22 protein-coding genes and 3 pseudogenes are annotated in these 24196 nt (G+C 42.0%); 18 read left to right on the top strand and 7 right to left on the bottom strand.

Going from position 1 to position 24196, the window contains the following annotated elements:
- Nucleotides 1-52: 52 nt before the first annotated feature.
- Complete coding sequence (locus J5O05_RS01935) at nt 53-1954, bottom strand: beta-ketoacyl synthase (RefSeq protein WP_208844446.1); 1902 nt, start codon at nt 1952-1954, stop codon at nt 53-55.
- 123 nt (nt 1955-2077) lie between these two features.
- Between J5O05_RS01935 and J5O05_RS01940 the strand changes: the two genes are divergently transcribed.
- Nucleotides 2078-3073, top strand: a complete 996-nt coding sequence (locus J5O05_RS01940; protein ID WP_208843368.1) for a GlxA family transcriptional regulator — start codon at nt 2078-2080, stop codon at nt 3071-3073.
- Nucleotides 3074-3174: 101 nt separating this feature from the next.
- Here J5O05_RS01940 and J5O05_RS01945 read toward each other — a convergent pair whose 3' ends face one another.
- Entirely contained in the window at nt 3175-3648 is a 474-nt protein-coding gene (locus J5O05_RS01945; protein ID WP_208843369.1) for a GreA/GreB family elongation factor, read from the bottom strand.
- Entirely contained in the window at nt 3648-3908 is a 261-nt protein-coding gene (locus tag J5O05_RS01950; RefSeq protein ID WP_208843370.1) for a hypothetical protein, read from the bottom strand. Before J5O05_RS01950 ends, J5O05_RS01945 begins: the two co-directional genes overlap by 1 nt.
- A gap of 498 nt (nt 3909-4406) precedes the next feature.
- Here J5O05_RS01950 and ccoN point away from each other — a divergent pair, with 498 nt between their 5' ends.
- The 11 genes and pseudogenes from ccoN (at nt 4407) to ttcA (ending at nt 14262) form a co-directional block, all read left to right on the top strand.
- On the top strand, nt 4407-5840 hold the full coding sequence (gene ccoN, locus J5O05_RS01955) for a cytochrome-c oxidase, cbb3-type subunit I (RefSeq protein WP_208843371.1): 1434 nt from the start codon (nt 4407-4409) through the stop codon (nt 5838-5840).
- Nucleotides 5841-5852: 12 nt separating this feature from the next.
- A complete protein-coding gene (gene ccoO / locus J5O05_RS01960; RefSeq protein WP_208843372.1) occupies nt 5853-6473 on the top strand; it encodes a cytochrome-c oxidase, cbb3-type subunit II in 621 nt (206 codons plus the stop codon).
- A gap of 6 nt (nt 6474-6479) precedes the next feature.
- On the top strand, nt 6480-6665 hold the full coding sequence (locus J5O05_RS01965) for a cbb3-type cytochrome oxidase subunit 3 (protein ID WP_208843373.1): 186 nt from the start codon (nt 6480-6482) through the stop codon (nt 6663-6665).
- Complete coding sequence (gene ccoP / locus J5O05_RS01970) at nt 6662-7633, top strand: cytochrome-c oxidase, cbb3-type subunit III (protein ID WP_208843374.1); 972 nt, start codon at nt 6662-6664, stop codon at nt 7631-7633. Before J5O05_RS01965 ends, ccoP begins: the two co-directional genes overlap by 4 nt.
- Nucleotides 7634-7743: 110 nt before the next feature.
- A complete protein-coding gene (locus J5O05_RS01975; protein WP_208843375.1) occupies nt 7744-8235 on the top strand; it encodes a FixH family protein in 492 nt (163 codons plus the stop codon).
- Between the two features lie 11 nt (nt 8236-8246).
- Nucleotides 8247-10622 carry a heavy metal translocating P-type ATPase gene (locus J5O05_RS01980; protein WP_208843376.1) on the top strand — a complete coding sequence of 792 codons (2376 nt, stop codon included), beginning with the start codon at nt 8247-8249 and terminating at the stop codon, nt 10620-10622.
- A complete protein-coding gene (gene ccoS / locus J5O05_RS01985) occupies nt 10619-10792 on the top strand; it encodes a cbb3-type cytochrome oxidase assembly protein CcoS (RefSeq protein ID WP_208843377.1) in 174 nt (57 codons plus the stop codon). The genes J5O05_RS01980 and ccoS overlap by 4 nt, the downstream gene beginning before the upstream one ends.
- Nucleotides 10779-11452 (top strand): annotated as a pseudogene (locus tag J5O05_RS01990) (sulfite exporter TauE/SafE family protein). The gene ccoS and the pseudogene J5O05_RS01990 overlap by 14 nt, the downstream one beginning before the upstream one ends.
- A 38-nt stretch (nt 11453-11490) precedes the next feature.
- Nucleotides 11491-12225, top strand: coding sequence for an FNR family transcription factor (locus J5O05_RS01995; RefSeq protein ID WP_208843378.1), 735 nt, complete (start codon nt 11491-11493; stop codon nt 12223-12225).
- A 90-nt stretch (nt 12226-12315) separates the two neighbouring features.
- Entirely contained in the window at nt 12316-13236 is a 921-nt protein-coding gene (gene uspE, locus J5O05_RS02000; RefSeq protein ID WP_208843379.1) for a universal stress protein UspE, read from the top strand.
- Nucleotides 13237-13347: 111 nt separating this feature from the next.
- Entirely contained in the window at nt 13348-14262 is a 915-nt protein-coding gene (gene ttcA, locus J5O05_RS02005) for a tRNA 2-thiocytidine(32) synthetase TtcA (RefSeq protein ID WP_208843380.1), read from the top strand.
- Between the two features lie 67 nt (nt 14263-14329).
- Here the strand turns inward: ttcA and J5O05_RS02010 are convergent, their stop codons facing one another.
- Both J5O05_RS02010 and J5O05_RS02015 read right to left on the bottom strand, forming a co-directional pair.
- Nucleotides 14330-14968, bottom strand: coding sequence for a DUF2987 domain-containing protein (locus tag J5O05_RS02010; RefSeq protein WP_208843381.1), 639 nt, complete (start codon nt 14966-14968; stop codon nt 14330-14332).
- A complete protein-coding gene (locus J5O05_RS02015) occupies nt 14958-15782 on the bottom strand; it encodes a glucosaminidase domain-containing protein (protein WP_208843382.1) in 825 nt (274 codons plus the stop codon). The genes J5O05_RS02010 and J5O05_RS02015 overlap by 11 nt, the downstream gene beginning before the upstream one ends.
- A 168-nt stretch (nt 15783-15950) precedes the next feature.
- Here J5O05_RS02015 and J5O05_RS02020 point away from each other — a divergent pair, with 168 nt between their 5' ends.
- On the top strand, nt 15951-17240 hold the full coding sequence (locus tag J5O05_RS02020) for an anti-phage deoxyguanosine triphosphatase (protein WP_208843383.1): 1290 nt from the start codon (nt 15951-15953) through the stop codon (nt 17238-17240).
- 62 nt (nt 17241-17302) lie between these two features.
- On the opposite strand, the gene J5O05_RS02025 is transcribed toward J5O05_RS02020, so the two are convergent.
- Complete coding sequence (locus J5O05_RS02025; RefSeq protein ID WP_208843384.1) at nt 17303-17725, bottom strand: exonuclease III; 423 nt, start codon at nt 17723-17725, stop codon at nt 17303-17305.
- 228 nt (nt 17726-17953) lie between these two features.
- On the opposite strand from J5O05_RS02025, the pseudogene xthA reads away from it, so the two are divergent.
- From xthA to rlmA, 3 genes and pseudogenes are all read left to right on the top strand, one after another.
- Nucleotides 17954-18779, top strand: a pseudogene (gene xthA / locus J5O05_RS02030) (exodeoxyribonuclease III).
- Complete coding sequence (locus J5O05_RS02035) at nt 18776-19399, top strand: energy-coupling factor ABC transporter permease (protein ID WP_244369739.1); 624 nt, start codon at nt 18776-18778, stop codon at nt 19397-19399. The pseudogene xthA and the gene J5O05_RS02035 overlap by 4 nt, the downstream one beginning before the upstream one ends.
- A complete protein-coding gene (rlmA, locus tag J5O05_RS02040; protein WP_208843385.1) occupies nt 19396-20199 on the top strand; it encodes a 23S rRNA (guanine(745)-N(1))-methyltransferase in 804 nt (267 codons plus the stop codon). The genes J5O05_RS02035 and rlmA overlap by 4 nt, the downstream gene beginning before the upstream one ends.
- Here the strand turns inward: rlmA and yfbV are convergent.
- Nucleotides 20196-20642 (bottom strand): terminus macrodomain insulation protein YfbV, encoded by a 447-nt coding sequence (gene yfbV / locus J5O05_RS02045; RefSeq protein WP_208844448.1) that lies wholly within the window; start codon nt 20640-20642, stop codon nt 20196-20198. The genes rlmA and yfbV overlap by 4 nt on opposite strands.
- 153 nt (nt 20643-20795) lie before the next feature.
- On the opposite strand from yfbV, the pseudogene J5O05_RS02050 reads away from it, so the two are divergent.
- Together J5O05_RS02050 and pta are read left to right on the top strand one after the other, a co-directional pair.
- Nucleotides 20796-21999: pseudogene (locus J5O05_RS02050) on the top strand (acetate/propionate family kinase).
- Nucleotides 21999-24158 (top strand): phosphate acetyltransferase, encoded by a 2160-nt coding sequence (pta, locus tag J5O05_RS02055; protein ID WP_208843386.1) that lies wholly within the window; start codon nt 21999-22001, stop codon nt 24156-24158. Before J5O05_RS02050 ends, pta begins: the two are co-directional and overlap by 1 nt.
- Nucleotides 24159-24196: the final 38 nt, after the last annotated feature.

Here is a 24196-nt window from a genome sequence, read left to right on the forward strand (position 1 = left end):
AAGGCGCCGACTCATAAAAGTCGGCGCCTTTGCTTTGCTTAACATTAATTTTTTACTTGCTGATATCTGAATACGGATTTTCAACTCGGAGCGATACGGGCTTATCAAACCCAGGTAAAGTAAGTGTATCTGAAGTAATTACGAGTCCAGCTTCGTCAATCATACCATCGCCAAAACGGTAAATTAGTTCATATTTGCCATTGTTCGCATCCACACGATATTGTTCTTGCGCTCTTAATGTTTGCTCTTTAGCAACATCGTACTGTTGAAGCTTCTCAGCACTGTAGCGCTTAGCCAACATGTTTTTCGTTAGTGCTGGCGAAAACACGGTCGCAGTCGCGTTATTACCACCAAAGCCCTTAGAATTGATAAAGGCAATGTCTTGAGGTTCGCACTCATAGTGGTTTGTACGAATATCTAAATGCTCCGCGTGGACGTCGTCTGCAACTTTATCAATCGTTGTTATCCCTGGCATAATATTGTGTGCAAACACACCCAAAGCCATAGCCAATTGATCGCCGCTTGCCGGTGCAATGGTGTGGCCTACATACGCTTTTGGCGCCGCGACTTTCCACCCTTCGATAGCGAATGATTCGGCAATTTTATGATAGATAGCAGATTCAGTAACGCGGTTTTGTGGCGTACTTGAACCGTGAGCGAGAATAAAACTGCGTTTTTGTACGCGTTCAACGCCAGCAATTTGAGAAGCTAAAGCAACCGATTTTGCCATGGTGATATAGTTGCCAGGCCCAGGAGCGGTAATCGATTTCTTAATACCGTCCGCATTGACATAGACGTCTGCAACTGATCCCAAAATATCTGCACCGAGTTCAAGCGCTAATGCATCATCCATTAAAATAGCAACTTGCGCACCTTCACCAATAGTGAAACCACAATTCTCACCAAATGGACGACTTGTGCGTCTATAATCGACTTGATCTGTGTTATCGAGTTTACGTAAACCTTCTTCATTCGCTAGAGCCGACATGTTGCCAAACCCTTCGACGATTTCTGGCGTAACGGCACACTCAACGCTCGCGACCACAGCGACTCGCGTACGACCAGCTTGAATATCATTTACTGCCGCGCGTAAGTTATATAGAAAGGTTGCGCATGCGCCAGATGTCGTGAATGTTGTACCAACGTTGCCTGTTACGTAAGCATTAATAAAGTCCGTGCTCATGGTGTTTAAACCCAAAGCTAACTGTTTAGTACTAACTCGGTCGCCTAGAAGTCGGCTTTTTAACAAGCCGCCAAACCCCTCTTCGTTCACTTGACCTGCAACAGACGCTGAATACGTGCCGATTTTATCGGGCTCTACACTATTCATCACGCTATTCCAGTCTAAACCTGTAGAACGAATTGCATCTGTTGCCGCAAAAATAGTCGCTTGCAAACCACGAGGTTGATAACGGCTGTTATACAAATTTGCAGGTTCAAAACCTGTAGGCAGCTGACCTGCAGCCTTTATCGGGTTATCACGGTAAGTATCGTGTTTAATTTCCACTAATCCTTGAATCGTGACCTTTACTTCTTTTCCTTCGATTTCTTCCACAGTCCAGTTGTCAGGAATAGGATTTGGAAGATCACGCTGTTTTACGGTAAAACAAATAGGTGTGGATTCATCACTTGTAAGCGTCATACGCTGATGGCCATGTGTTGCATCAACGTCAAAATGATTCTTTTCAATTTTACGAATTAGCGTACCGTCTAAGATTTGTTGACCTAGTTTTTTTTCTACTTCATCAACACCAATTGGTTCACCTGATGCTTGGACATATTCGCCATTTTCAATGCGCACCAAATTCATCAATGTCGCTAAACCTAAAAACGTTTCTTGTCTCGCTTGCTCGTCGAGCGTGTTCAATACAATTCGTCTAAACCCTTGATGGAATGAAGTGCGACCCGCCGCATTAATCCCACCCATACCAACGATCACTGGTAATGCTGTCATTTCTGAACCCAACATAAATACTACTATGAGTAACATTGTAATTGCTTTATGATCGCTCTACCATGCATATTTAGCCATACACCAATCATTTTAGGCCACAATTAACTGGTCGGAGGTTTCGATATGACAGTAATAAACGTTGCGTTTGTCGTTTATGAACAAATGTTGGTCACAAGTTTAACTCTGCCTATTGAAATGCTTAAAGCCGGAGAAGCATTTGCCAAGCGGCACAGCGATAGAAAAACATTTCGAACAATGGATATTCAATTAATTAGCGAAAATGGGCGGGCTATACAAAGCATCATCGGAATTCCAATTCCCACCACGCCGATTAGCGATGCAAAACAACAACAAGATTTTATTATTACCCCAAGTATTTGGCGAAATCCGCGTCCAGTGCTTCGCAATTCCACATTGTCCATTGATTGGTTGAACAAACAATGGGGAGGTGGTGCGACGTTAATCGGTGTAGGTACGGGCGTTTGCCTCATTGCTGAAACAACACTACTCAATTCACATCCTGCGACAACACATTGGCATTATGCATCACAATTTAAGCGTGACTACCCGAATGTTGATTTGAAACCAGATTATTTCATTACTCAATCTGAAAGAATGTATACGGTCGCAAGTTTAAATGCGCTTGCCGATGTCATCGTCCATTTAATTTCGCAAATTTACGGGACATCCGCGGCTCAACACGTACAACGTAATTTTTCTCATGAAGTACGAAAGCCATATGAAGAACAGCGATTTCTTGAAGGTGGAAGTGATAGACATCCGGATGAACTTATTGCGGATATACAATTTTGGCTAAAATCCAATATGCATGAAGAAATTTCATTTCATGAGGTTGCCACACAATTTGGCATTTCCTACCGCACGATGACTCGCCGTTTTAATCAAGCAATCGCTTTGTCACCGTTAGAATATCTTCAAAAAATCCGCATTGAGGCTGCGACAGATTTACTGGCTGGGTCGAATCTAGAAATTCAAGAAGTTGCGATCGCAGTGGGATTTTCAAGTCAAGGTCAACTTACTCGTCTGTTCAAAGCATACCTCGGGCAGACACCTAGCGAATATAGAAAAATAGTCAGGAAAAAACTTTTCTCTCAGTAAACTTATCGAGAAGCGAACATAAATTATTTTTATATGCCCTAAGTTCGGTTCCTGCTATTTATTGACTGTAGGTAAACAATAAATCGTTTGAATTGCTAAACTTAAAGTACCGCTTCTATGGTTACTAATTTATTGCCATTTGCAAACGTGTGAACAATTTCATCGCCCACTTCCCTTCCCACTAATTTACTGCCCATTGGGGAGGCTGGCGTAATTGTCCAAACTACACGGTTCTTGTATTCCAGCTTTAACCCACCTTGGCTTGGGCCGAGAAAATACCAATATTCAGTCTCTTCATCGTCCGCTAACATGATAAGCGAACCCACTTGTACTTTATCTGAAGAAAGTTTGAGTACGCTTTCATACTCTTTATATGATTTTATTAAACTATCAGCTCGTTCACTGTGTCCGTGTGCAAGGTAGCCCGCCTCTATCGCGAGCGAGTCATATTGCGTTTCAGCGACACTTTGTTCGTGAACAGCTCCAGCTCTTGCATTATCCGCTGCGTCTTTTGCTTCGTTAATAAGCTGTTCTAGTAGAAAGAGTATTTGATGTGCAACCGCTTGTTTGTTCATTATCGTTTCACCTCAAACTCTTTTTGTATCAACTCTTGAATTCCATCGAACACAACAATTTTCCAAATCATTTGCTCTGATGAACACACGCCAACCATCCCTTGTGCAAGATAAACACCCGTTGAAACTTCTGAAAAAGTAATTGGAATACGTCCCATGTTCATATTCACGCCGGTAATACTTGCGGTTAACTTGAGATTTGCCTTTGCGCTAACCAGTATAGGAAAGGGTTCTTCACCTTTAATTGTGCGGAAACCCAAAATAACTCGCTCAGTTTTTAAACGATCAAGACATTCTTTATCGGAAAGGCAAAATTTAACGGAATTTGAACTTTCACTTTTTTCTGAACTTTCGTGTATACTTGACGATGACTCTCCACACCCCAAAAGGGCTAACGAGATCAGAAAGGGAAAAAACGTATAAATAATGCGCATTTTTACATCAAATTAAGAATGAAATAATTGGGTCGAGATAGTAACAAATATTTTTGTAAATGTGTCAGTTTCCAAAATATCAAAAACTCGGTTCGAAATTTGATTGATGTCATTATTTTATGCGATTGAGGTATCTTTTTAATTGCAAAGAAATTATCATTTTCCCTGCAAAAAATAAGGTTTCTCGAGTTCGTTTTTTGTACTTTTCAAGTACTTAAATGTAGTACTTGAAAATGACAAGTAACGGAATCGTTGAAAATATAACAGGGCCTGTTTTACAGGTAATTCATTTCTAAACGCATAAATTGCAGCGGAATCCAGAAAATGAGCCAAACAGTAGCATCACAAACTGAGTACAATTATAAAGTTGTACGCCAATTCGCTATCATGACAGTGATTTGGGGCATCGTTGGCATGGGTGTAGGTGTGTTTATCGCGGCCCAGCTTGCTTGGCCTTGGTTAAACTTCGACACTCCATGGTTAACTTACTCTAGACTACGTCCGTTACACACGAACGCAGTTATTTTCGCATTTGGTACAAGTGCACTATTTGCAACGTCTTACTACGTTGTACAGCGTACATGTCAAACGCGTCTTTTCTCAGACAAACTTGCAGCATTCACCTTTTGGGGTTGGCAAGCAATTATCGTATCTGCGGCAATTACATTACCTCTTGGTATTACATCGTCAAAAGAATACGCTGAGCTTGAGTGGCCTATCGACATCGCTATCGCGATTGTTTGGGTAAGTTATGCAGTTGTGTTCTTCGGTACGCTTATCAAGCGTAAAGTATCGCACATCTATGTTGCTAACTGGTTCTACGCGGGTTTCATCATTACGGTTGCAATTCTTCATATCGTAAACAGCATGGCAATCCCTGTTTCACTAACTAAATCATACTCAATCTACGCAGGTGCTGTAGATGCGATGGTACAGTGGTGGTACGGTCACAACGCGGTAGGTTTCCTACTTACTGCAGGCTTCTTAGGTATGATGTACTACTTCGTACCGAAACAAGCTGGTCGTCCGGTTTACTCTTACCGTCTATCTGTTGTTCACTTCTGGACTCTTGTTTCTCTATATATTTGGGCAGGTCCTCACCACCTTCACTACACAGCTCTACCAGACTGGACTCAGTCACTAGGTATGGTTATGTCAGTGATCCTATTCGTTCCGTCTTGGGGTGGTATGATCAACGGTATCATGACGCTTTCTGGCGCATGGCACAAACTACGTACTGACCCAGTACTACGTTTCCTAGTTGTTTCTCTTTCATTCTACGGTATGTCGACGTTTGAAGGCCCAATGATGGCTATTAAGTCAGTTAATGCGCTTTCTCACTACACAGACTGGACTGTTGGTCACGTACACTCAGGTGCGCTAGGTTGGGTTGCTATGATTTCGATCGGTGCTATCTACCACCTAATCCCTGCTCTATTTGGTCACTCAGGTATGTACAGCGTGCGTCTTGTTAACACACACTTCTGGTTACACACTGTTGGTGTAGTTCTTTACATCGTTGCAATGTGGATCTCTGGTGTTATGCAAGGTCTAATGTGGCGCGCAGTAAACGCTGACGGCACGCTAATGTACAGCTTTGTACAAGCACTTGAAGCATCTAAGCCTTTCTACATCATGCGTTTCCTTGGTGGTGTGTTCATCGTTACAGGTATGCTTGTAATGGCTTACAACACTTTCCGTACAGTTACAGCAAAAAGCGGCTCACTAGCTGACGACGCTAAAGCACAATTGGCTTAAGAGGTGTAGAACATGGCAAATAATAACTCAACCAATAAACATGAAATTGTAGAAAAGAACGTTGGCCTTATGGCTATCCTAACGGTGTTCGCAATCAGTTTCGGTGCATTGGTAGAAATCACACCACTTATGTTCCAAAAAGACACAACTCAACCTGTAGAAGGACTCCGTCCGTTAACTGCACTTGAGCTTGAAGGTCGCGACATTTTCGTACGAGAAGGCTGTTACGGCTGTCACTCTCAAATGATCCGTCCTTTCCGTGATGAAGTTGAGCGCTACGGCCACTACTCTGTTGCGGGTGAATCAGTATGGGATCACCCATTCCAATGGGGTTCAAAACGTACTGGTCCTGATTTGGCACGTGTTGGTCATCGTTATTCAGACGATTGGCATTATGCTCACCTAATGGATCCGCGTTCAGTAGTTCCAGAGTCAAACATGCCTGGCTATCCTTGGTTAGACAAAAACGTACTAGACGGCAAGTTGACCGCCAAGAAAATGGAAGTCTTTAAAGGGTTTGGTGTTCCATACACTGATGAAGACATCAAAGGCGCAGAAGCGGCAGTTAAGGGCAAAACAGAAATTCAAGCTCTAATCGCGTATCTGCAACAGCTTGGTACACACTTGAAGTAATTTATTATGGATTACGGAACATACAGAGGCATTTTAACTCTGGTAATTTTGGTACTGTTTATCGTTATTGTTGTGTGGGCTTATAGCAAACGCACTAAAAATCGTTTTGATAATGCTGCAAACGCAATATTTGAAGACGAGAAAACGCACAATGAAACGATCTCTAAAGAGGAAAAGGAGTCTGAAAAATGACTAGCTTTTGGAGTATTTGGGTCATCGTATTGACCTTATCGTGTCTTGCTATCATCTTCGGCTTGCTAATTTGGAACCTGAAGAATTACGCAGGTGTAGAAGAAGGCGCAAGTTGTGGACATGAGTACGACGGTATTGAAGAACTGAACAACCCGCTACCTAAGTGGTGGACAATCATGTTCTTCGCTACGTTTGTTTGGTCTGTATTCTATCTTGCAGCGTACCCGGGCCTAGGTAACTGGGAAGGTCTATTCAAATGGACAAGCTCAAACCAAGGTATCACATCAATGGCTGAATCTAAGCAGGCGGTGATTGATGCAAAGGCAAACGGTGAGCGTGTACAACTTGACCAAGAAGTTCGTGCGGCAGAAGAGCGTTTCGGCCCAATCTTTAAACAATATGCAGCTCAAGATATTGAAGTATTGGTTAAAGATGAAAAAGCACTAGAAATTGGTCAACGTCTATTCTCACAAAACTGTGCCCAGTGTCACGGCTCTGATGCGCGTGGTGGTGTTGGTTTCCCTAATCTTTCAGATAACGACTGGTTATACGGTGGTACACCTGACAAGATTAAAGAAACTATCCTTCACGGCCGTAAAGCAGCTATGCCAGCTTGGAAAGATGCGTTAGGTGAGCAAGGTGTTAAAGAAGTTACCGCTTTCGTTCTTAGCCTTTCTGGTCGTAAAGTAAACCAAAAAGATGCTGACGCTGGTCAAGCTCGCTTTGCAATGTGTGCTGCGTGTCACGGTATGGATGGTAAAGGTTCTGTAGCACATAACCTACCATTTGGTGCACCAAACCTAACGGACAACATTTGGTTATACGGTGGTTCTCAACGTGCAGTTGAAGAAACGCTTAACCATGGTCGTCAAGGTGTAATGCCAGCATGGAAAGACATTTTAGGTGAAGAAAAAGTTCACCTATTAGCTGCATACGTTTACAGCTTATCGCATAACGAAAAGCACTAATAACGTAAGTTAATTAAGATCAAAAAAGCCTCCGATTGGAGGCTTTTTTTTGGGTTTTTATAAGGATTTAAGATAGAATGCTTGCACCAATTTTTAGTTGTTGAGTCACTATGAACCCTACTCCGTGGTATAAAAATTTCTGGCCTTGGTTTTTAATGTTTTTCCCACTTGTGAGCATCGTCGCATGTGTGTTGCTCGTGTTTGTCGCCGTTGGAAATGGTCCAGATTTAGTTGTTGATGATTACTATAAAAAAGGTAAAGCTATCAACCTAGAATTAACTAAGTTCGATAAAGCCAAAGCCTTATATCTACACGGGGATCTTGATGTTGCTGAACATCGAATTGCATTCGATTTTACGAAAGGTGATCATAGCCAAGTAACCGCTCTAAAAGCTTCATTTTATCATCGCACTATTAAGAAACACGACTTCAACGTCACCTTGTTGCAAAACGCAGACGGCCATTTCACTGCAACTGTGGAACACTACGAACCCGGTGCATATACCATTTTCCTAGAACCGATGGATGGCAGCTGGAAATTAAAAGAAAATCTAGAGTTACCGACAAAACAAACTATCTCTATCAGCCCTGATTATAAATAAGTAGGTTAACCATGTCGCAAAGCTGTTTCCACTGTTTGGAACCCATACCAAGTGGATTTGATGGACAGGTTACCTATGAACACGAACAACACCCTGTCTGTTGTATAGGCTGTCAGGCCGTCGCTGAGCATATTATTGCTGAAGGAATGAGCGACTATTATAAGTTTCGAACAGTTAAAGCTGGCAAAGTCGAAAGCTTAGTCCCTGATCAACTTAAGATAATCGAAAGCTATGATAATGATGCTATTCAGGAAGATTTTATTTCGCATCAGGGAAGCCTGAATGAAGTGTTGTTGAGTGTAGAAGGCATTAGTTGCGCCGCGTGTGCATGGCTTATTGAAAAGCAACTTTTAGCACTCAACGGCGTCGCGCGAGTGGACGTAAATACATCAACGCACCGCGCGATGATCTTATGGGATCCTTCGCTCATCAAACTCAGTGAAATGATAGCGAGTCTACACAGCATTGGTTACAAGACCTACCCATTTCAAGCAGATGAAGAAGCAAGTCAAAAACAAGCGGTAGCAAAAGCATATGTCCGACGACTCGGCGTTGCTGGCATTATGACAATGCAAGTCATGATGTTTGCCTTTGCCATGTACTTTGGCATGTTCTCTGGTATGGATGAGAATTTCGAAGAATATTTCCGGTGGATTAGCTTTGTCCTTGCGACGCCTGTGATCCTGTATTCAGCCTTACCTTTTTTATCCAATGCGATAAAAGGACTCAAAGCCAAACAGCTCAATATGGATTTGCCTGTTTCAATGGCAATCTTTGGTGCCTATGTAGCAAGTAGTTACGCGACAATCATGCATACGGGTGAAGTTTACTTCGAATCTATCTGCATGTTTACTTTCTTATTGTTACTTGGCAAATATCTTGAATTTAGAGCTAGATTAAAAGCGAGTGAGTTTACTGCCAATTTGCACAAGCTACTTCCTTTGACGGCAAGAAAGTTACTCGAGTCAGGCGAAGAGTTGATTATTGCAGCTAAACAATTAGCACTCGGTGATAGAATCCTTGTTAAAGCAGGTGAAACAATACCAGCAGATGGGCTTGTTATCGAAGGCAAAACCTCCGTAGATGAATCGATGATGACTGGCGAGCACCTGCCGGTTTCTAAAATAGTAGGCAACCAGGTCTTTGCAGGTACAAATAATCACGATGGCGTAATTACCATTGAGATAAATCAACTTGGTCAAAACACTTTAATAAATCAAATCATTCGCTTACAACATAGCGCCCTGACCAAAAGGCCAAAACTCGTTGAAGTGACCGACAAAGTTGCACAGTGGTTTGTTGCCAGTCTGCTGCTCTTCGCAACTGCTACTGCGATTGGATGGTACCCTATTTCTCCAGATAAAGCCTTTTGGATAACTATCTCTGTACTTGTTGCAACTTGTCCTTGTGCACTGAGTTTAGCTATTCCCACAGCCTTGACTTGTGCCGTCGCCAATCTAACAAAAAAGGGCATTTTAATAAAAGAAGCACACGTGTTAGAAACGCTTCCTAAAGTTACCCGTTTCGCTTTTGATAAAACAGGGACTCTGACAGAAGGTCGATTTACAATCACCGACGTTGTGACACTGAGTGATTCATACGACAAAGAGACTTGCTTAAAGTTTGCAGGACAATTGGAACATTTTTCTGAGCACCCTATCGCTAAAGCGTTTGAAGACTATTTTCCAAACAGTCGAGCCTTAGACAAAGTTGAAGTTCGCTCAGGTTACGGAATTCAGGGCGTTATTCAAAACCTAAATATTGCCATAGGTAAACCATCTTGGTTTGAGAATTACGAAAGTGAAGCCCAAGCCGTTTTATTTATCGACTCCAAGCCAGTTTGTGAATTTAAACTAAGTGACAAAGTTAGAAATAGTGCAAACCAAGTTATTGCGCAATTAAAGTCACAGGGTGTAACGTCTCACATGCTCACTGGCGACTCATCTAATTCAGGCCGGTTGCTTGCAACTCAACTAAAAATGGATTCAGTCCAAAGCGCTTGTACACCCAAAGACAAACAGTCCTATGTCGATGATTGGGCATCCAAAGGTGAAGTCGTTGCAATGGTCGGCGATGGAATAAATGACAGTCCGGTATTCAACTCGGCACACTTATCCCTCGCAATGGAAACAGGCGCAGATATTTCAAAAAATGCAGCCGATGTAGTACTGTTACGCAGTGACTTAGTCGCGATACCAGCTTTAATAACGGTAGCTAAAAAAACGAAACAAATTGTTCGCCAAAATCTTGCTCTGTCACTGATTTATAATGGCTCCATTCTGCCACTCGCGGCTTTAGGGATGGTTGAACCATGGCAAGCCGTTATCGGTATGTCTGCAAGTTCGATTATCGTTATATGTAACTCTTTAAGGTTACTTAAACTATGAGCATAATTTACGTTTTAATACCAATTGCAATTCTTTTTGTGCTAATTGCCATTGGGATATTCTTTTGGGCTGTTCGCGACGAGCAGTTTTCCGATTTAGAAAAACAAGGTCACAGCATCTTGTTCGATGATGACAAAGAGCAACATAAAAAGGCCAATGAACGAGATTAATCTTTTTGCGGCTTTTTTAATGGGGTTGTTTGGTAGTGGACATTGCCTCGTTATGTGCGGGGGAGTGGCATCAAGCCTGCAACTAGCTTCAAAACATGAAAGACCGTTTGTCATTGCACTTTGCTATAACTTGGGAAGACTGACCAGTTATGGCGTTGCTGGGCTACTGGTAGCGTCGCTTGGCATTCAATTTGCGAAGCAAAACACCACGTTTGCCCTATCATTATCAATGGTCAGCGCATTATTTATTATACTTCTAGGCCTCTATATAATGCGTATCGTCTGCGTCGTTACAGTGGATAGAAAAAGCAGGTAAAACCGTAATATGGCAGCATCTCGTCAAAATTAATCGACATCTACTACCAATTGATAGCTACCCAAAGGCACTTGCCTATGGTGCACTTTGGGGATGGTTACCGTGTGAGACTCGTGTATTCTGCGCTGACTTGGACTTTATCGGCAGAATCGCCTCTGCAAGGTTTGCTAATCATGTTCGCGTTTGCCTTAGGTACCTTTCCTGCATTACTTTTGACGAGCCAAATTTCAACCAAAGTGAGTTCATTCATTAATCATCAAATTGTGCGTATTTTGCTGGGAAATTTGTTTATTTGGTATGGTATTTATCTACTTATCATTGCAAGCAATAAGTTAGTACATTAATCTAGCAGGTGAAAGGCGTCAGTTTTAATGGAATTATTATGGATTTAAATAACCCCAATCGTGCAAGATCTAACTGCACCATAAGTTGTAACAACTGCAGTATTAGCCAGCTATGCCTGCCATTTAGTTTAAATGGCCAAGAAATGGATCGCCTAGACGAAATCATTGAGCGAAAAAAACCGCTTCACAAAGGTGACTTTTTGTTTGAATCAGGTGCCGAACTTAACGCAATTTATGCCGTCCGTTCTGGTAGTTTTAAATCTTTTACCATTTCCGAACAAGGCGACGAGCAAATCACTGGTTTCCATTTAGCGGGCGACCTTGTTGGCTTTGACGCCATCAACAAAATGCAGCACCAAAGTTTCGCCCAAGCACTTGAAACATCTATGGTCTGCGAAATTCCGTTTGATACATTAGATGAACTCGCTGGAAAATTGCCTAAACTTCGTCAGCAGATCATGCGTTTGATGAGCAGTGAAATTAACTATGACCAAGAGATGCTGTTACTTCTTAACAAGAAAACAGCAGAGGAAAGACTCGCTACATTCATCTATAACCTTTCAAACCGTTTCGGCGACCGCGGTTTCTCACGCAAAGAATTTAGATTTACGATGACGCGTGGTGAAATCGGTAACTATTTAGGTCTAACCGTTGAAACGATCAGTCGACTCCTAAGCCGTTTCCAAAAAGCAGACCTTATCAAGGTGGAAGGTAAATTCATTACTATCCTTGATATTCCTGAACTTGCAAAAACTGCTGGAATATCAATTTGATCTAGGGCAACCATTTGGTTGCTTTTCCTTTAACATTAGGCTATTTGATGTACACTGATACTAAATGCCTAATGTTTAAAGGACATCGAAATGGAAAGCATCAAAAATATTCTCGCAGTTATCGACCCCACAAAAGACCACCAACATAGTCTCGATAGAGCTGTCGCATTAGCTCAAAAAACAGGAGCTGAAATCACCGCTTTCTTATCAATTTATGATTTCTCCTATGAGATGACAACAATGCTATCTCGAGAAGAACGCGAAGCCATGAGAGATGCAGTGATCAATGATAGAAATGCTTGGATCCATGAGTTACTGTCTGAGTACGATGCACCGATCTCTAGCCGCGTTGAATGGCATAACCGCCCTTTCGAGTCGATTATCAATGCCGTTCTCGAAGAAGGCTACGACCTCGTAGTAAAAGGCACGCACCAGCATGACACATTCAAATCCGTTATTTTTACTCCAACCGACTGGCATTTAATTCGTAAATGCCCTGCGCCAGTTTTACTTGTTAAAGAAAAACAATGGCCAGAGAATGGGCGCATTCTTGCTGCAGTAAATGCTGTGTCAGATGACGATTTACATATTGAATTAAACGATCGCATTATCAAAGACGCGCAATTTATCTCTAAATTGGCAAACGCAAAAATTCACCTAGTTAATGCATACCCTGCAACGCCTGTGAATATTGCTATCGAAATTCCAGAATTTAACCCTTCTCAATACACAGAAGCAGTCAAAAAGCATCACGAAAATTCAACCTATGAGTTAGCTGAAAAATATGGATTAACGAAAGAAGACTGCCTTGTTAAAGAAGGTCTTCCTGAAGACGTTATACCTGCAGTTTCAAAAATGCATAATACCGAACTAGTCGTTATCGGCTCTGTTGGCAGAACTGGTTTGAGTGCCGCATTAATTGGCAACACGGCTGAACATGTTATCGATAACTTAGACTGTGATGTATTGGCATTAAAACCGGACGGTTACAAGAGTCCATTACAAGGATAACACGCGACGATAAACGATATTTTCGACGTTGCAAGCGCCTTGTCTATCGCATTTCCCACCCATTTGGGTATAATTGCGCCCTCTTTTTTGCAGTTGATTTAAGGGGGGCGCATGTCGCACTCAAAAGAAGCTAAAGCAGCCTATAATCTAAACAAGTTACAGAAACGAATTCGCCGTTTAGCAGGCCTTGCCGTTGGCGACTTTAACATGATCGAAGACGGCGACCGCGTTATGGTATGTTTGTCTGGCGGTAAAGATAGCTATACATTGCTTGATACACTCCAGCATTTGCAACGTGTTGCGCCTATCCGCTTTGAATTGTTTGCAGTTAACTTAGATCAAAAGCAACCTGGATTTCCCGAGCACATTCTTCCTGAATATCTTGATACGTTAGGAATAGAATACAAAATCGTTGAAGAAGATACTTACAGTATCGTAAAAGAAAAAGTGCCCGAAGGTAAAACGACCTGTTCACTTTGCTCACGCCTTCGTCGTGGTATTCTTTACCGTACTGCAAAAGAAATGGGCGCAACTAAAATTGCGCTTGGCCATCATCGTGATGATATTATCGAAACAATGTTTTTGAATATGTTTTATGGTGGCAAACTTAAAGGTATGCCACCAAAACTAATGAGTGACGATGGCGAACATATGGTTATTCGCCCTCTCGCCTATGTGAAAGAAGCGGATATCGAGAAATACGCGTTTAGCCAAGGTTTCCCGATTATCCCGTGTAATCTTTGTGGCTCACAGGAAAATCTGCAACGTAAACATGTAAAGCAGATGCTTCAAGATTGGAATAAATCCCACCCAGGTCGAGTAGAAAGTATTTTCACTGCAATGCAAAATGTTGTGCCTTCACACCTAGCGGATACAGAACTCTTCGGTTTTAAACAACTCGATAAAGCGAATGTTATTGATGGTGGTGACATTGCCCTCGATAAACCAGACTTCAAATCGTTGCCGCTAACTCACGAAGACGATGAAGATTCAGCGGTTCAAATACAAACTATTGAACTTGCGTAAAAAAAGGAGCCGAGGCTCCTTTTTTTCTTTAATCCATTTGGTTAGCTACACATACGGTAACTATTTGTTAATTCGCAATCCATGGAACTATATTTTTAATTTCTACCTCAGCGTTTTTCAAAGCGTTTAAATCAAAATTATTTTCCATTGATATTTTGCAGGTTTTGCTTTCGCACAAAGCACCTGGAATATCGACTTCATCTTCAAACTCTATTTGTATACCTTTTTGACTAGGCAATAAAAAGGACAATAGTTTACCGATGAAAAAGCCAGATAAATTAGTTAGCAAATCATCGAATTCATCATTCACTTGCTTTACGACTGCAGTATTAAGTTGCTTTAACTTAATTGAGGGTGCCTCCATCTGCATTTTTAATTGACATTCATGCGCAGGATTTTGCGGTTCAACAACAATGACAGCTTTATCAGCATCAAGTTGTTTATCCAGCGGTAATAAAAGCTGAGCATTTTCGGTATACGACAAAGGTAAACTGTTGTTCTCAGTTATTAATTTACCGCTTCTAATTTCACAGGGCTTAAGCGTCACGCTATCGACCAAATAAAAATTGATTTGCGCATATTCATACTGTCCTTTGTCCATGACTTTTAATCGGTCATAGAACCCGTCATAAGAAACAACAAACTCAGAGGCGTTTGCTATTGGTGCTAACACCATAAGTGAGAGCCCGATAATGCTACTTTTCATCAAAATACACCTGGTTATGTCGTATCATGTCACTTAGCTCATCAATATAGTCCGAACCACGTTCTGAATAGGAATGAAGTCCACGAGCAAGCTCTGTGGCGTCAATAGTCCTTTTTTCAGCTCTCATTTGAGCACGTAATTCACGTAATTCACGATAAGCTCGATTCGTGTTGATATTTCTAAAATATGAACCAACCGCTTCTTGCACAGACTTGAAGGCAGCGACTTCATGCGCAGCTTCGTCATCCCGATGCTGTGGCACCATGCCACAACCTTTCTTGTAGCACCACTGACCGAAGAAATTCAGTCCAATTCGAGCAAAACGAGAAGTACCCCAAGCGCTTTCATTTGCAGCTTGCATGAGAGCGAGCTCTCTTGGGATCACATCGACTCTTTTTAATGCGGCTTGTAATCGCTCTTGGCTAAAATTTGAATCCGCAACAAGTTTGTACTTTTCGAAAATTTTGGCAATTTTCTTTTTTTGCGCTTTAGTAAGTGGCTCTTCAAACTGCACCATCATGAGTGCTATTTCGAGCGTAGCGCGCTCTTCTAAGATTTTTTTATTCTCGGCAATCACATGCGGCTTAATAAAGTCAAAGAAAGCTTTTTTCTTAAGAGCCACATCCTGAATCTCACCAAAATCAGGTAGCTTCACGTTGTGAAGCGGCTTTTCTTCAACCTTTGGCGGCTGAACAGGCTTTTCATCAACCTCGGTGATTTCGGTTTCATGCTCTGGAGGCGTAGATAAGAATGGATACAAAAGTCCCCAAGCACTGACGAGTATAAAAACTAATCGCAATAAAACGGTTCGCATTCATTTCCTCAAAATAAATCAGTTCCTGATTTGCTGTACTGATTAAGGTCAAACGAAGCGAGATTATACTAAAATTAAGCAACGAAGGCGAATCTACGTACTCATAGATTGACAGAAAACACGCCCCCTGTTTACATTGATTTATATAAATAAAACTTGGATGACATAATGACAGAACGTTGGCAATCTAGACGTCACCAACAGATAAAAAACCGACCCAATGACAACCGCTCACCTTGGCAAGTTGACCGGTCTCGCATCATTCATGCAGCTGCATTCCGACGTTTACAATCAAAGACTCAAATAATGAGCATTGGTGTGAATGATTTCTACCGCACTCGCCTTACTCATTCTTTAGAAGTGGCTCAAATTGGGAGTGGGATTTTACGGCACCTGAGAATTAGACATCCTGAGTATCGCCAGCTTGTTTCTACGAGCTTGATTGAAACACTGTGTTTAGCTCATGATATTGGACATCCTCCTTTCGGTCACGGCGGAGAAACAGCTCTCAACTACTTAATGGCTGATTTTGGTGGCTTTGAAGGAAACGCTCAAACATTAAGAATCGTCGCAAAACTCGAACCTTATAGCAATGGCTATGGAATGAATCTAACGCGACGTACCTTACTCGGATTTATTAAGTATCCTCAACTCATCGATACTCTTTGGCACAGTAGACCCAATCACCATGATGAACACCGTTTCATCCAAGCTCACCATTGGTTACCTGCAAAAGGACTCTATGGCTGTGACGAGACTATTTTTGAATGGATTTTAGAGCCATTATCAAATTGTGATAGAGATCTTTTAACCTCTCATAAACCTTACAATGAATACAAAAGTAAGACGCTCTATAAATCCGTTGATTGCAGCATTATGGAATTAGCTGACGATATCGCCTATGCCGTACACGACTTAGAAGATGCCGTTGCTACCGGCACACTCACTCAAGCACAATGGGAAGAGCATGCAATGCCAAAGCTCACCCAATTAGATAATCCATGGCTTAAAAACAACCTTTCCAGTTTATCAAAACGACTCTTCAGCGAAGATGAATCTATTAGAAAAGATTTAATTGGTGAGTTGGTTAATCTGTTTATTATCAGTACAAATTTAGCGATCCAACACGAAGCGTTTGAGAATGAGTTGCTTAAATACGTCGCTAAATTAGACGAACATCATGAAGATATGCTGTCCGTGTTCAAAACGTTTGTTTACGAACAACTGATCCGAGATCCCAAAATGCAGCAAATTGAATTTCGTGGTCAGAACCTGCTTATCGACTTATTTCAGGCATTTGAAAGTGCCCCACTCAGACTATTACCAAAATCGACACAGCTTGATTGGTTAAAAGCGGGCGAAGAATCTCAACAATATCGTATACTTTGTGATTATTTATCCGGTATGACAGATGAATACGCAATGAAAACCCATCAGCGTTTATTTAATGGGGCATAAAAAAACCAGCTCAATGATTGAGCTGGTCTAAAAAGCATCACTAATGTGACAGGAGATCTAAATTAAATTGCAGCGTTCTGATATTGCTTAACAAATTCTTTAACTGGCATGTTATTGCAACGCAATGAACGAGAGTTAAAGCCTAAGCTATTTACGCCTTTCTCAACCGCTTTTAAACAAAGAGCCGTATCTTGAGTTGATGATTTTGCTACCAACTTAACTGCTTTTTGTTCAGCCGCCGCTGAATTGAATTCTACTTTTGCAAGGTTACGAATGTCTTCGCCGTTACACACCAAGCTCTTCGAGAACTTTGACAAAGTAATGTGGTGTTGACGTGCGATTTTGCTAGCTGCCTCAAATCCTTCGTTTGCCGCTACAGTACATACTTGAGTTTCAACAGAATTGTTTGCCGCAACATATTGTTGAGCATTTACAGAAAAACTAACTGCAGCTACTGTTGTAACGATTGAGAGCATCTTAAACATAATAAACCTCCAATGAACGAGTTGCGCGCATTATATAATCAACTTCTTTGTTGTAAAGTGTATTTATTATTCAACTTGAACATTTAATGATCTATTCACAAAGTCGCTAACTCACACTAAATATCAACTAACAAATTCGTTTCTGTTAACATTCTCTTCCGTGTTTTTCCACCGTCTAAATGTTAAGATTAGGGCTGACCAAAATTAGAAAAAGAATAGGATGCTCGAATGAAGATTGTTTCTTTCAACATAAATGGCTTACGAGACTCGTATCCATCAATTGCAAGCACTTATCGACAAGCACCAACCAGACATTATTGGATTGCAAGAAATCAAAGTACATGACGAAGCCTTTCCGCTCGCAGATGTTGAAGCGCTTGGGTATCACGTCAGTTTTCATGGCCAAAAAGCACATTACGGCGTCGCACTACTTTCTAAGCAAAAACCTGTTGCCGTTACGAAAGGCTTCAGTACAGATGAAGATGACGCTCAAAGACGAATGATTATTGGCACATTTAAGCAAGCAGATGGTTCAACCCTTACGGTAATGAATGGCTATTTCCCGCAAGGCGATAACATCGCTCACGAAATAAAATATCCGGCAAAGCGCAAGTTCTATTCAGATTTAATGAATGAATTAGATAGTTTGCATACTCCCGACCAAAACCTCATCGTAATGGGCGATATTAATATTTCGCCTGTTGATTTAGATATCGGCATTGGTGAACCGAACCGAGTTCGTTGGTTAAAAACAGGAAAATGTTCTTTCCAACCAGAGGAACGAGAATGGTTGGCTACGCTACTCAATTGGGGCTTAACAGATACATTTAGGCATTTAGCACCGAATCAGACAGAGAAATATTCTTGGTTCGACTACCGTTCAAAAGGTTTTGATGACAACCGAGGTCTTCGTATTGACGTAATTCTCGCGACATCCTCTTTAATACCGATTTGCAAAACGAGTGATATTGACTACGAGCTTAGAGGCATTGATAAGCCATCAGATCATGCGCCTGTCTGGGCTGAATTTGATGTGGAGTTAGTAAACGCTTGATAGCCTTAACTGCGTTTTTGGTGTTTTGTCTAACATTCGAAAAACGAGCGTACACGCTACTCTTAGCTCGTCCAGAACGTCAAACTGGCGTTCTGGCAATTTCCGTCATACTTGCCTGTCTTTGGCAAATAAAAGCCGGAATTTTACCAGAATTAAATATTCATATTTTGGGGATCACTGCTGCAACCTTAGTCCTTGGATTCAGGTTATCAATGCTAACCTCAACAATTGCTCTGCTCATCACGTTGCTGACACAAAACTATACGATAGATAGTTTTGGCAATGCGTGGATGTTCTCAGTGATTTTACCTGTTTTCTTTAGTTATGGTCTTTATTTACTAATTTATCGTCTTTTACTTCATCATTTTTTCGTTTATATATTCGTTGGTGCTTTTATCGCAGGTGGTATGACTGCCGCCTTCCGAATTATCAGTTCATCGTTATATTTCTTCTATACTGGTGTTTACGATTGGCAAACGCTTAGCGATAACTATCTCTATTTTAGTGTTATCATGTGGTTCCCTGAAGCTATGCTCAATGGTATGGCTATCACCTTACTTATTACCTATCGCCCGCACTGGGTAAAAACTTTTTACGACAAGGAATATTTGAATAAATGAGTAATTTATTCCGCTGCCCTATTTGTTCAAGCGACTTTACAGCACAAGATCACACTTTGGTTTGTGAAAACAGACATCAATTTGACCGAGCAAAAGAAGGTTATTTTAACTTACTGCCTGTGCAATTTAAAAAGTCTAAAGAACCCGGTGATAATCTTGAGATGGTGCAAGCTAGGCGTGCTTTTCTCGCGGCTGGACATTACTCATTTTTGCAATCGGAATTGGTTGAGAAAGTAAAGCAATACAATGTTCACGCTCTACTCGACATGGGCTGCGGCGAAGGATTTTATACACAAGCGCTCAAAGTGGATGACCTTACTCAGGTGTATGGAACCGATATTTCTAAAGCCGCGGTGAGATATGCTGCAAAACGATATCCAGACTGTCATTTTGCTGTCGCATCTTGTAAGCAAACTCCTTTTAATGATTGCCTTTTTGATGGGATTATTAGCGTTTTTGCGCCACTCTTTGTTGAAGAAGCACACAGACTGTTATCTGAAGCTGGTTTGATTATTCAGGTGTCCCCTGGCCCTAATCATCTATATGAACTTAAGTCCAAGATATATAGCGATGTCAGACTTCACGACCTTCCACAATGCCCTTCTCAATTTGAGCTGGTTGAACAACATATTATTCGACGTGACATTGAGTTGATTGCAAAAGACGCGTTGAATTTAATTCAAATGACGCCCTTTGCTTGGAAATTCAGACCTGAACAATTAGAAGATATTAATAATCAAGCAAAGATCCCTGTAACGCTGGAATTCTGCATTACAGTACTTCGCAAAAGAGCAGTTTAAAACTGCTCTTTGGTGAACGCGTTGTCCATTTTGTCAAACATGTCTTTGAGTAACATAGCTAACTCTTGATAGCGTGGCTTTTTGGCTGAGAAAGGCGCATCGTAGCCGTTAGCAACCATTTTTTGGTAAAGCTCTTGATACCAAGATGATAATTGTGGCGTTAGTTGTGTTTCAGCTCGTTTACCCAGCCATAACAAACCTTGCACTGGAAGCGATAAGAAAAACAACGCAATCGCGATTGACTGTGGTAAATACTGCATACCCAACGCCGTGGTTTGGGTAAAAATAGTCACGATTGCAAGAATGGGCATGATGGAAATGCCTAATTCGGTGGCTTTGATTACACGATATTCTGCAAATATCGGCGCCAATTCCTTCCGCATCGGCCACGCTTTCGCGTAGTCTCGTCCAAGTTGAACTTGAGAAATCATACTTTTTTGCATCATGTCCCCTTGGTGCTAACGTTTTACTCAAAAATCAGGTAAAATTAAACCTAATCAAGGTCAATTCTACCTTAGTCTAGTGCGGCGTTTGTAAGCGCCTATACCTAGAGCTTAATACGCGTATACGGTTATTGTCAAAACGGATATCAATCTATGCCATCTCAACACGTCCTCGTTCTAAATTGCGGAAGCTCAAGTTTTAAATTCGCCATCATCGCTGCATCAACAGGTCACGAAATTCTCAGTGGCCTCGCTGAACGCTTAGGTGACGCTGCACCTTCTCTGAAATATAAATTTTCAGGAACTAAAACGGTGGTTGAACTACCGCCACATGCAGAGCATAAAGCGGCTATCTTAAAACTTGTAGACCTCATCACAGAACTTAAGCTCGGCGACGACCTCGTTGCCGTAGGTCATCGTGTTGTTCATGGTGGTGAGGCTTTCACCCAATCTATCTTAGTAGATGGGGACGTTCTTGCTGCAATTCAACTAACGTCCGCTCTCGCTCCGCTTCATAACCCAGCTAACTTGCTCGGTATCGATGTGGCAACCAGTGCGTTCAAGCACTTGCCTCAAATCGCTGTTTTTGACACTGCATTCCATCAAACAATGCCTGAACACGCCTATCTATACGCGTTACCTTACGAAATGTATCAAAAACATGGTATCCGTCGATACGGTTTTCATGGGACAAGCCATTATTATGTATCGGAACAAACACACCAAATTTTAGGCCTTGATAAAAATAATTCTAAAATTGTGACCGCCCATTTAGGTAATGGCTGCTCCGTTACTGCAATAAGAAATGGCCGTTCTGTCGATACAAGCATGGGACTCACGCCTCTTGAAGGGTTAGTGATGGGCACCCGTAGTGGTGATATTGACCCTGGTCTTTTTGCTTACCTGAGTGACCAACTGGGTTACTCAAGCAAAGATATTGATACGCTACTGAATAAGCAAAGTGGCCTATTAGGGATCTCAGCGTTGTCCAACGACTGCCGCACTATCGAAGAAGCGGCTGCAAATGGACACAAGCAAGCTCAACTTGCGCTTGAAATGTTCTGTTTTAGATTAGCAAAATACATCGCGTCTTTTGCCGTTTCACTTGGCGAGCTTCGATGCGCTTGTATTTACCGGTGGCATAGGTGAAAACTCAGATCTGATCCGTCAACGCGTAATCGAACAGTTAGCCTTTTTTGGTATGACTTGTGATCATGATAAAAACCAAGCATCGAGATTTGGTCACCAAGGTATTATCAGCACTAATGACTCTAATGTTATAGCACTTGTTGTTCCCACCAACGAAGAATGGGTTATCGCAAAAGATGCTGCGCGCATTGCGAAGGAGACAAAATAATGGGCAGACGCATTATGTTAGTGCCGATTTCGACAGGTGTCGGCCTTACCTCTGTTTCGGTCGGTCTTGTCCGCGCGCTCGAACAAAAAGCCGTTAAAGTTAATTTCTTTAAGCCTATCGCTCAACCTCGTAAAGATGAGCAAGGCCCTGAGAAGTCGACGTTAATAGTGAAACAAGGTTCAAGTATCAATCCACCAGCACCATTTGAACTTACCTATGCTGAGAATATGATAAGTGAGGGTAAAGGCGATGATTTACTTGAGGAAATCGTTGAACGATTTGAAAGTGGAACAGCGAATGACGAAGTTGTCATCATTGAAGGTATGGTGCCTACACGTCGCCAGCCATACGCTGGTCGAGTAAATCGTGAAATAGCCCAAACCTTAGGAGCCGATATCGTTTTTGTTCTGACCCCAGGCAATGACAGCAACGACGAACTTGAAGACCGATTAGAGATTGCCGCTGGTAACTATGGCGGTGTAAAGCATTCTAGAGTGCTTGGTTGCATTTTCAACAAAGTAAACGCGCCACTCGATGAGGATGGTCGTGCAAGAGCGGATTTAGTCGACCAACACAATCCAGACATGTTAGAGAACGAACTCAACCGTCTAGCCTCTTTGCCTATCTTTAGAAAGCACCCTTTTATGCTCCTTGGCATGATCCCGTGGGAATTTGATCTTGTTGCCCCTCGCGTGAAAGATTTGAGTGCTTACCTTAATGCCGAAATTATTAATGAAGGTGATATGGCACATCGGCGCCTCAGACGTGTTACTTTCTGTGCGCGTACCGTGTCAAACATTCTTAATCACTTTACTCCAGGCGCGCTCATTGTCACGCCAGGCGACCGTTCCGACGTCTTAGTTGCAGCCTGCTTATCGGCTATGAATGGCGTAAAACTTGGCGCAATTTTGCTTACAGGTGGTTTCAAGCCAGAACAGCGGATCATGAAGCTATGTGAGCAAGCGATGCAAACAGGTTTGCCTATTTTGGCGACACAATCGGACACTTGGAAAACGTCGCTACTTCTTCATAATTTTAACATGGAAGTGCCGTGTGACGACGAGCAACGAATCGAAAAGGTTAAGCTCCACAACGCAGCCAATATCGATTCTGATTGGTTAGATGATTTGGCAAAAGGCGTTGCTAAAACACGCAAACTTTCGCCTCCTGCTTTCCGTTATCTATTAACTGATTTGGCCCGTCGCGCAGCAAAAACGATAGTGTTACCGGAAGGCAATGAGCCTCGTACAATCAAAGCGGCGGCAATATGTGGCGAACGAGGTATAGCTAAAACGATCTTGCTTGGTGATCAGGAAGAAATTTACCGTATTGCTGAACAACAAGGTGTTGTATTAAACGAAAATGTCATGATACTCGAGCCTAAAGACATTGTGAGAAACTACGTTGGGCCAATGGTTGAACTTAGAAAAAATAAAGGGTTGACCGAAGTTGTAGCCGAAGAGCAACTTCAAGATAACGTGGTGCTCGGCACTATGATGTTGGCGCAAAACGACGTCGACGGCCTAGTCTCTGGCGCTGTGAATACAACAGCAAATACGATTCGTCCTGCGTTGCAACTTATTAAAACGGCTCCAGGTTCATCGCTAGTCAGTTCTGTTTTCTTCATGCTTCTGCCTGATCAGGTTTTGGTTTACGGTGATTGCGCTATAAACCCAGACCCAACTGCACAGCAACTCGCCGATATTGCTATTCAATCAGCCGATTCAGCTAAAGCATTTGGCATTGAACCTCGTGTAGCAATGATTAGTTATAGTACAGGGACTTCAGGCCATGGTGCGGACGTAGATAAAGTGCGAGAAGCGACTGAAATTGCAAAATCTAAACGTCCAGACTTAATGATTGATGGGCCTTTGCAATATGATGCCGCAATCATGGAAAACGTCGCGAAGAAAAAGGCACCGAACAGCCCTGTTGCGGGTAAAGCCACGGTATTTGTATTCCCAGATTTAAACACGGGGAATACAACATATAAAGCAGTACAACGTAGTGCTGATTTAGTGAGTATAGGACCGATGTTACAAGGTATGCGAAAGCCGGTGAACGACCTGTCTCGCGGTGCTTTGGTTGATGATATCGTCTATACAATTGCGTTAACCGCGATTCAAGCTAAACAGTTAGACGCGAAAGTAACCGACTAGGTTACTTTGCCAAGCCAATAAAAAGGTTTTAATTTTAT

Origin of the sequence: Pseudoalteromonas xiamenensis (genome assembly GCF_017638925.1) — a bacterium.
In the GTDB taxonomy this organism is placed as follows: domain Bacteria; phylum Pseudomonadota; class Gammaproteobacteria; order Enterobacterales; family Alteromonadaceae; genus Pseudoalteromonas; species Pseudoalteromonas xiamenensis.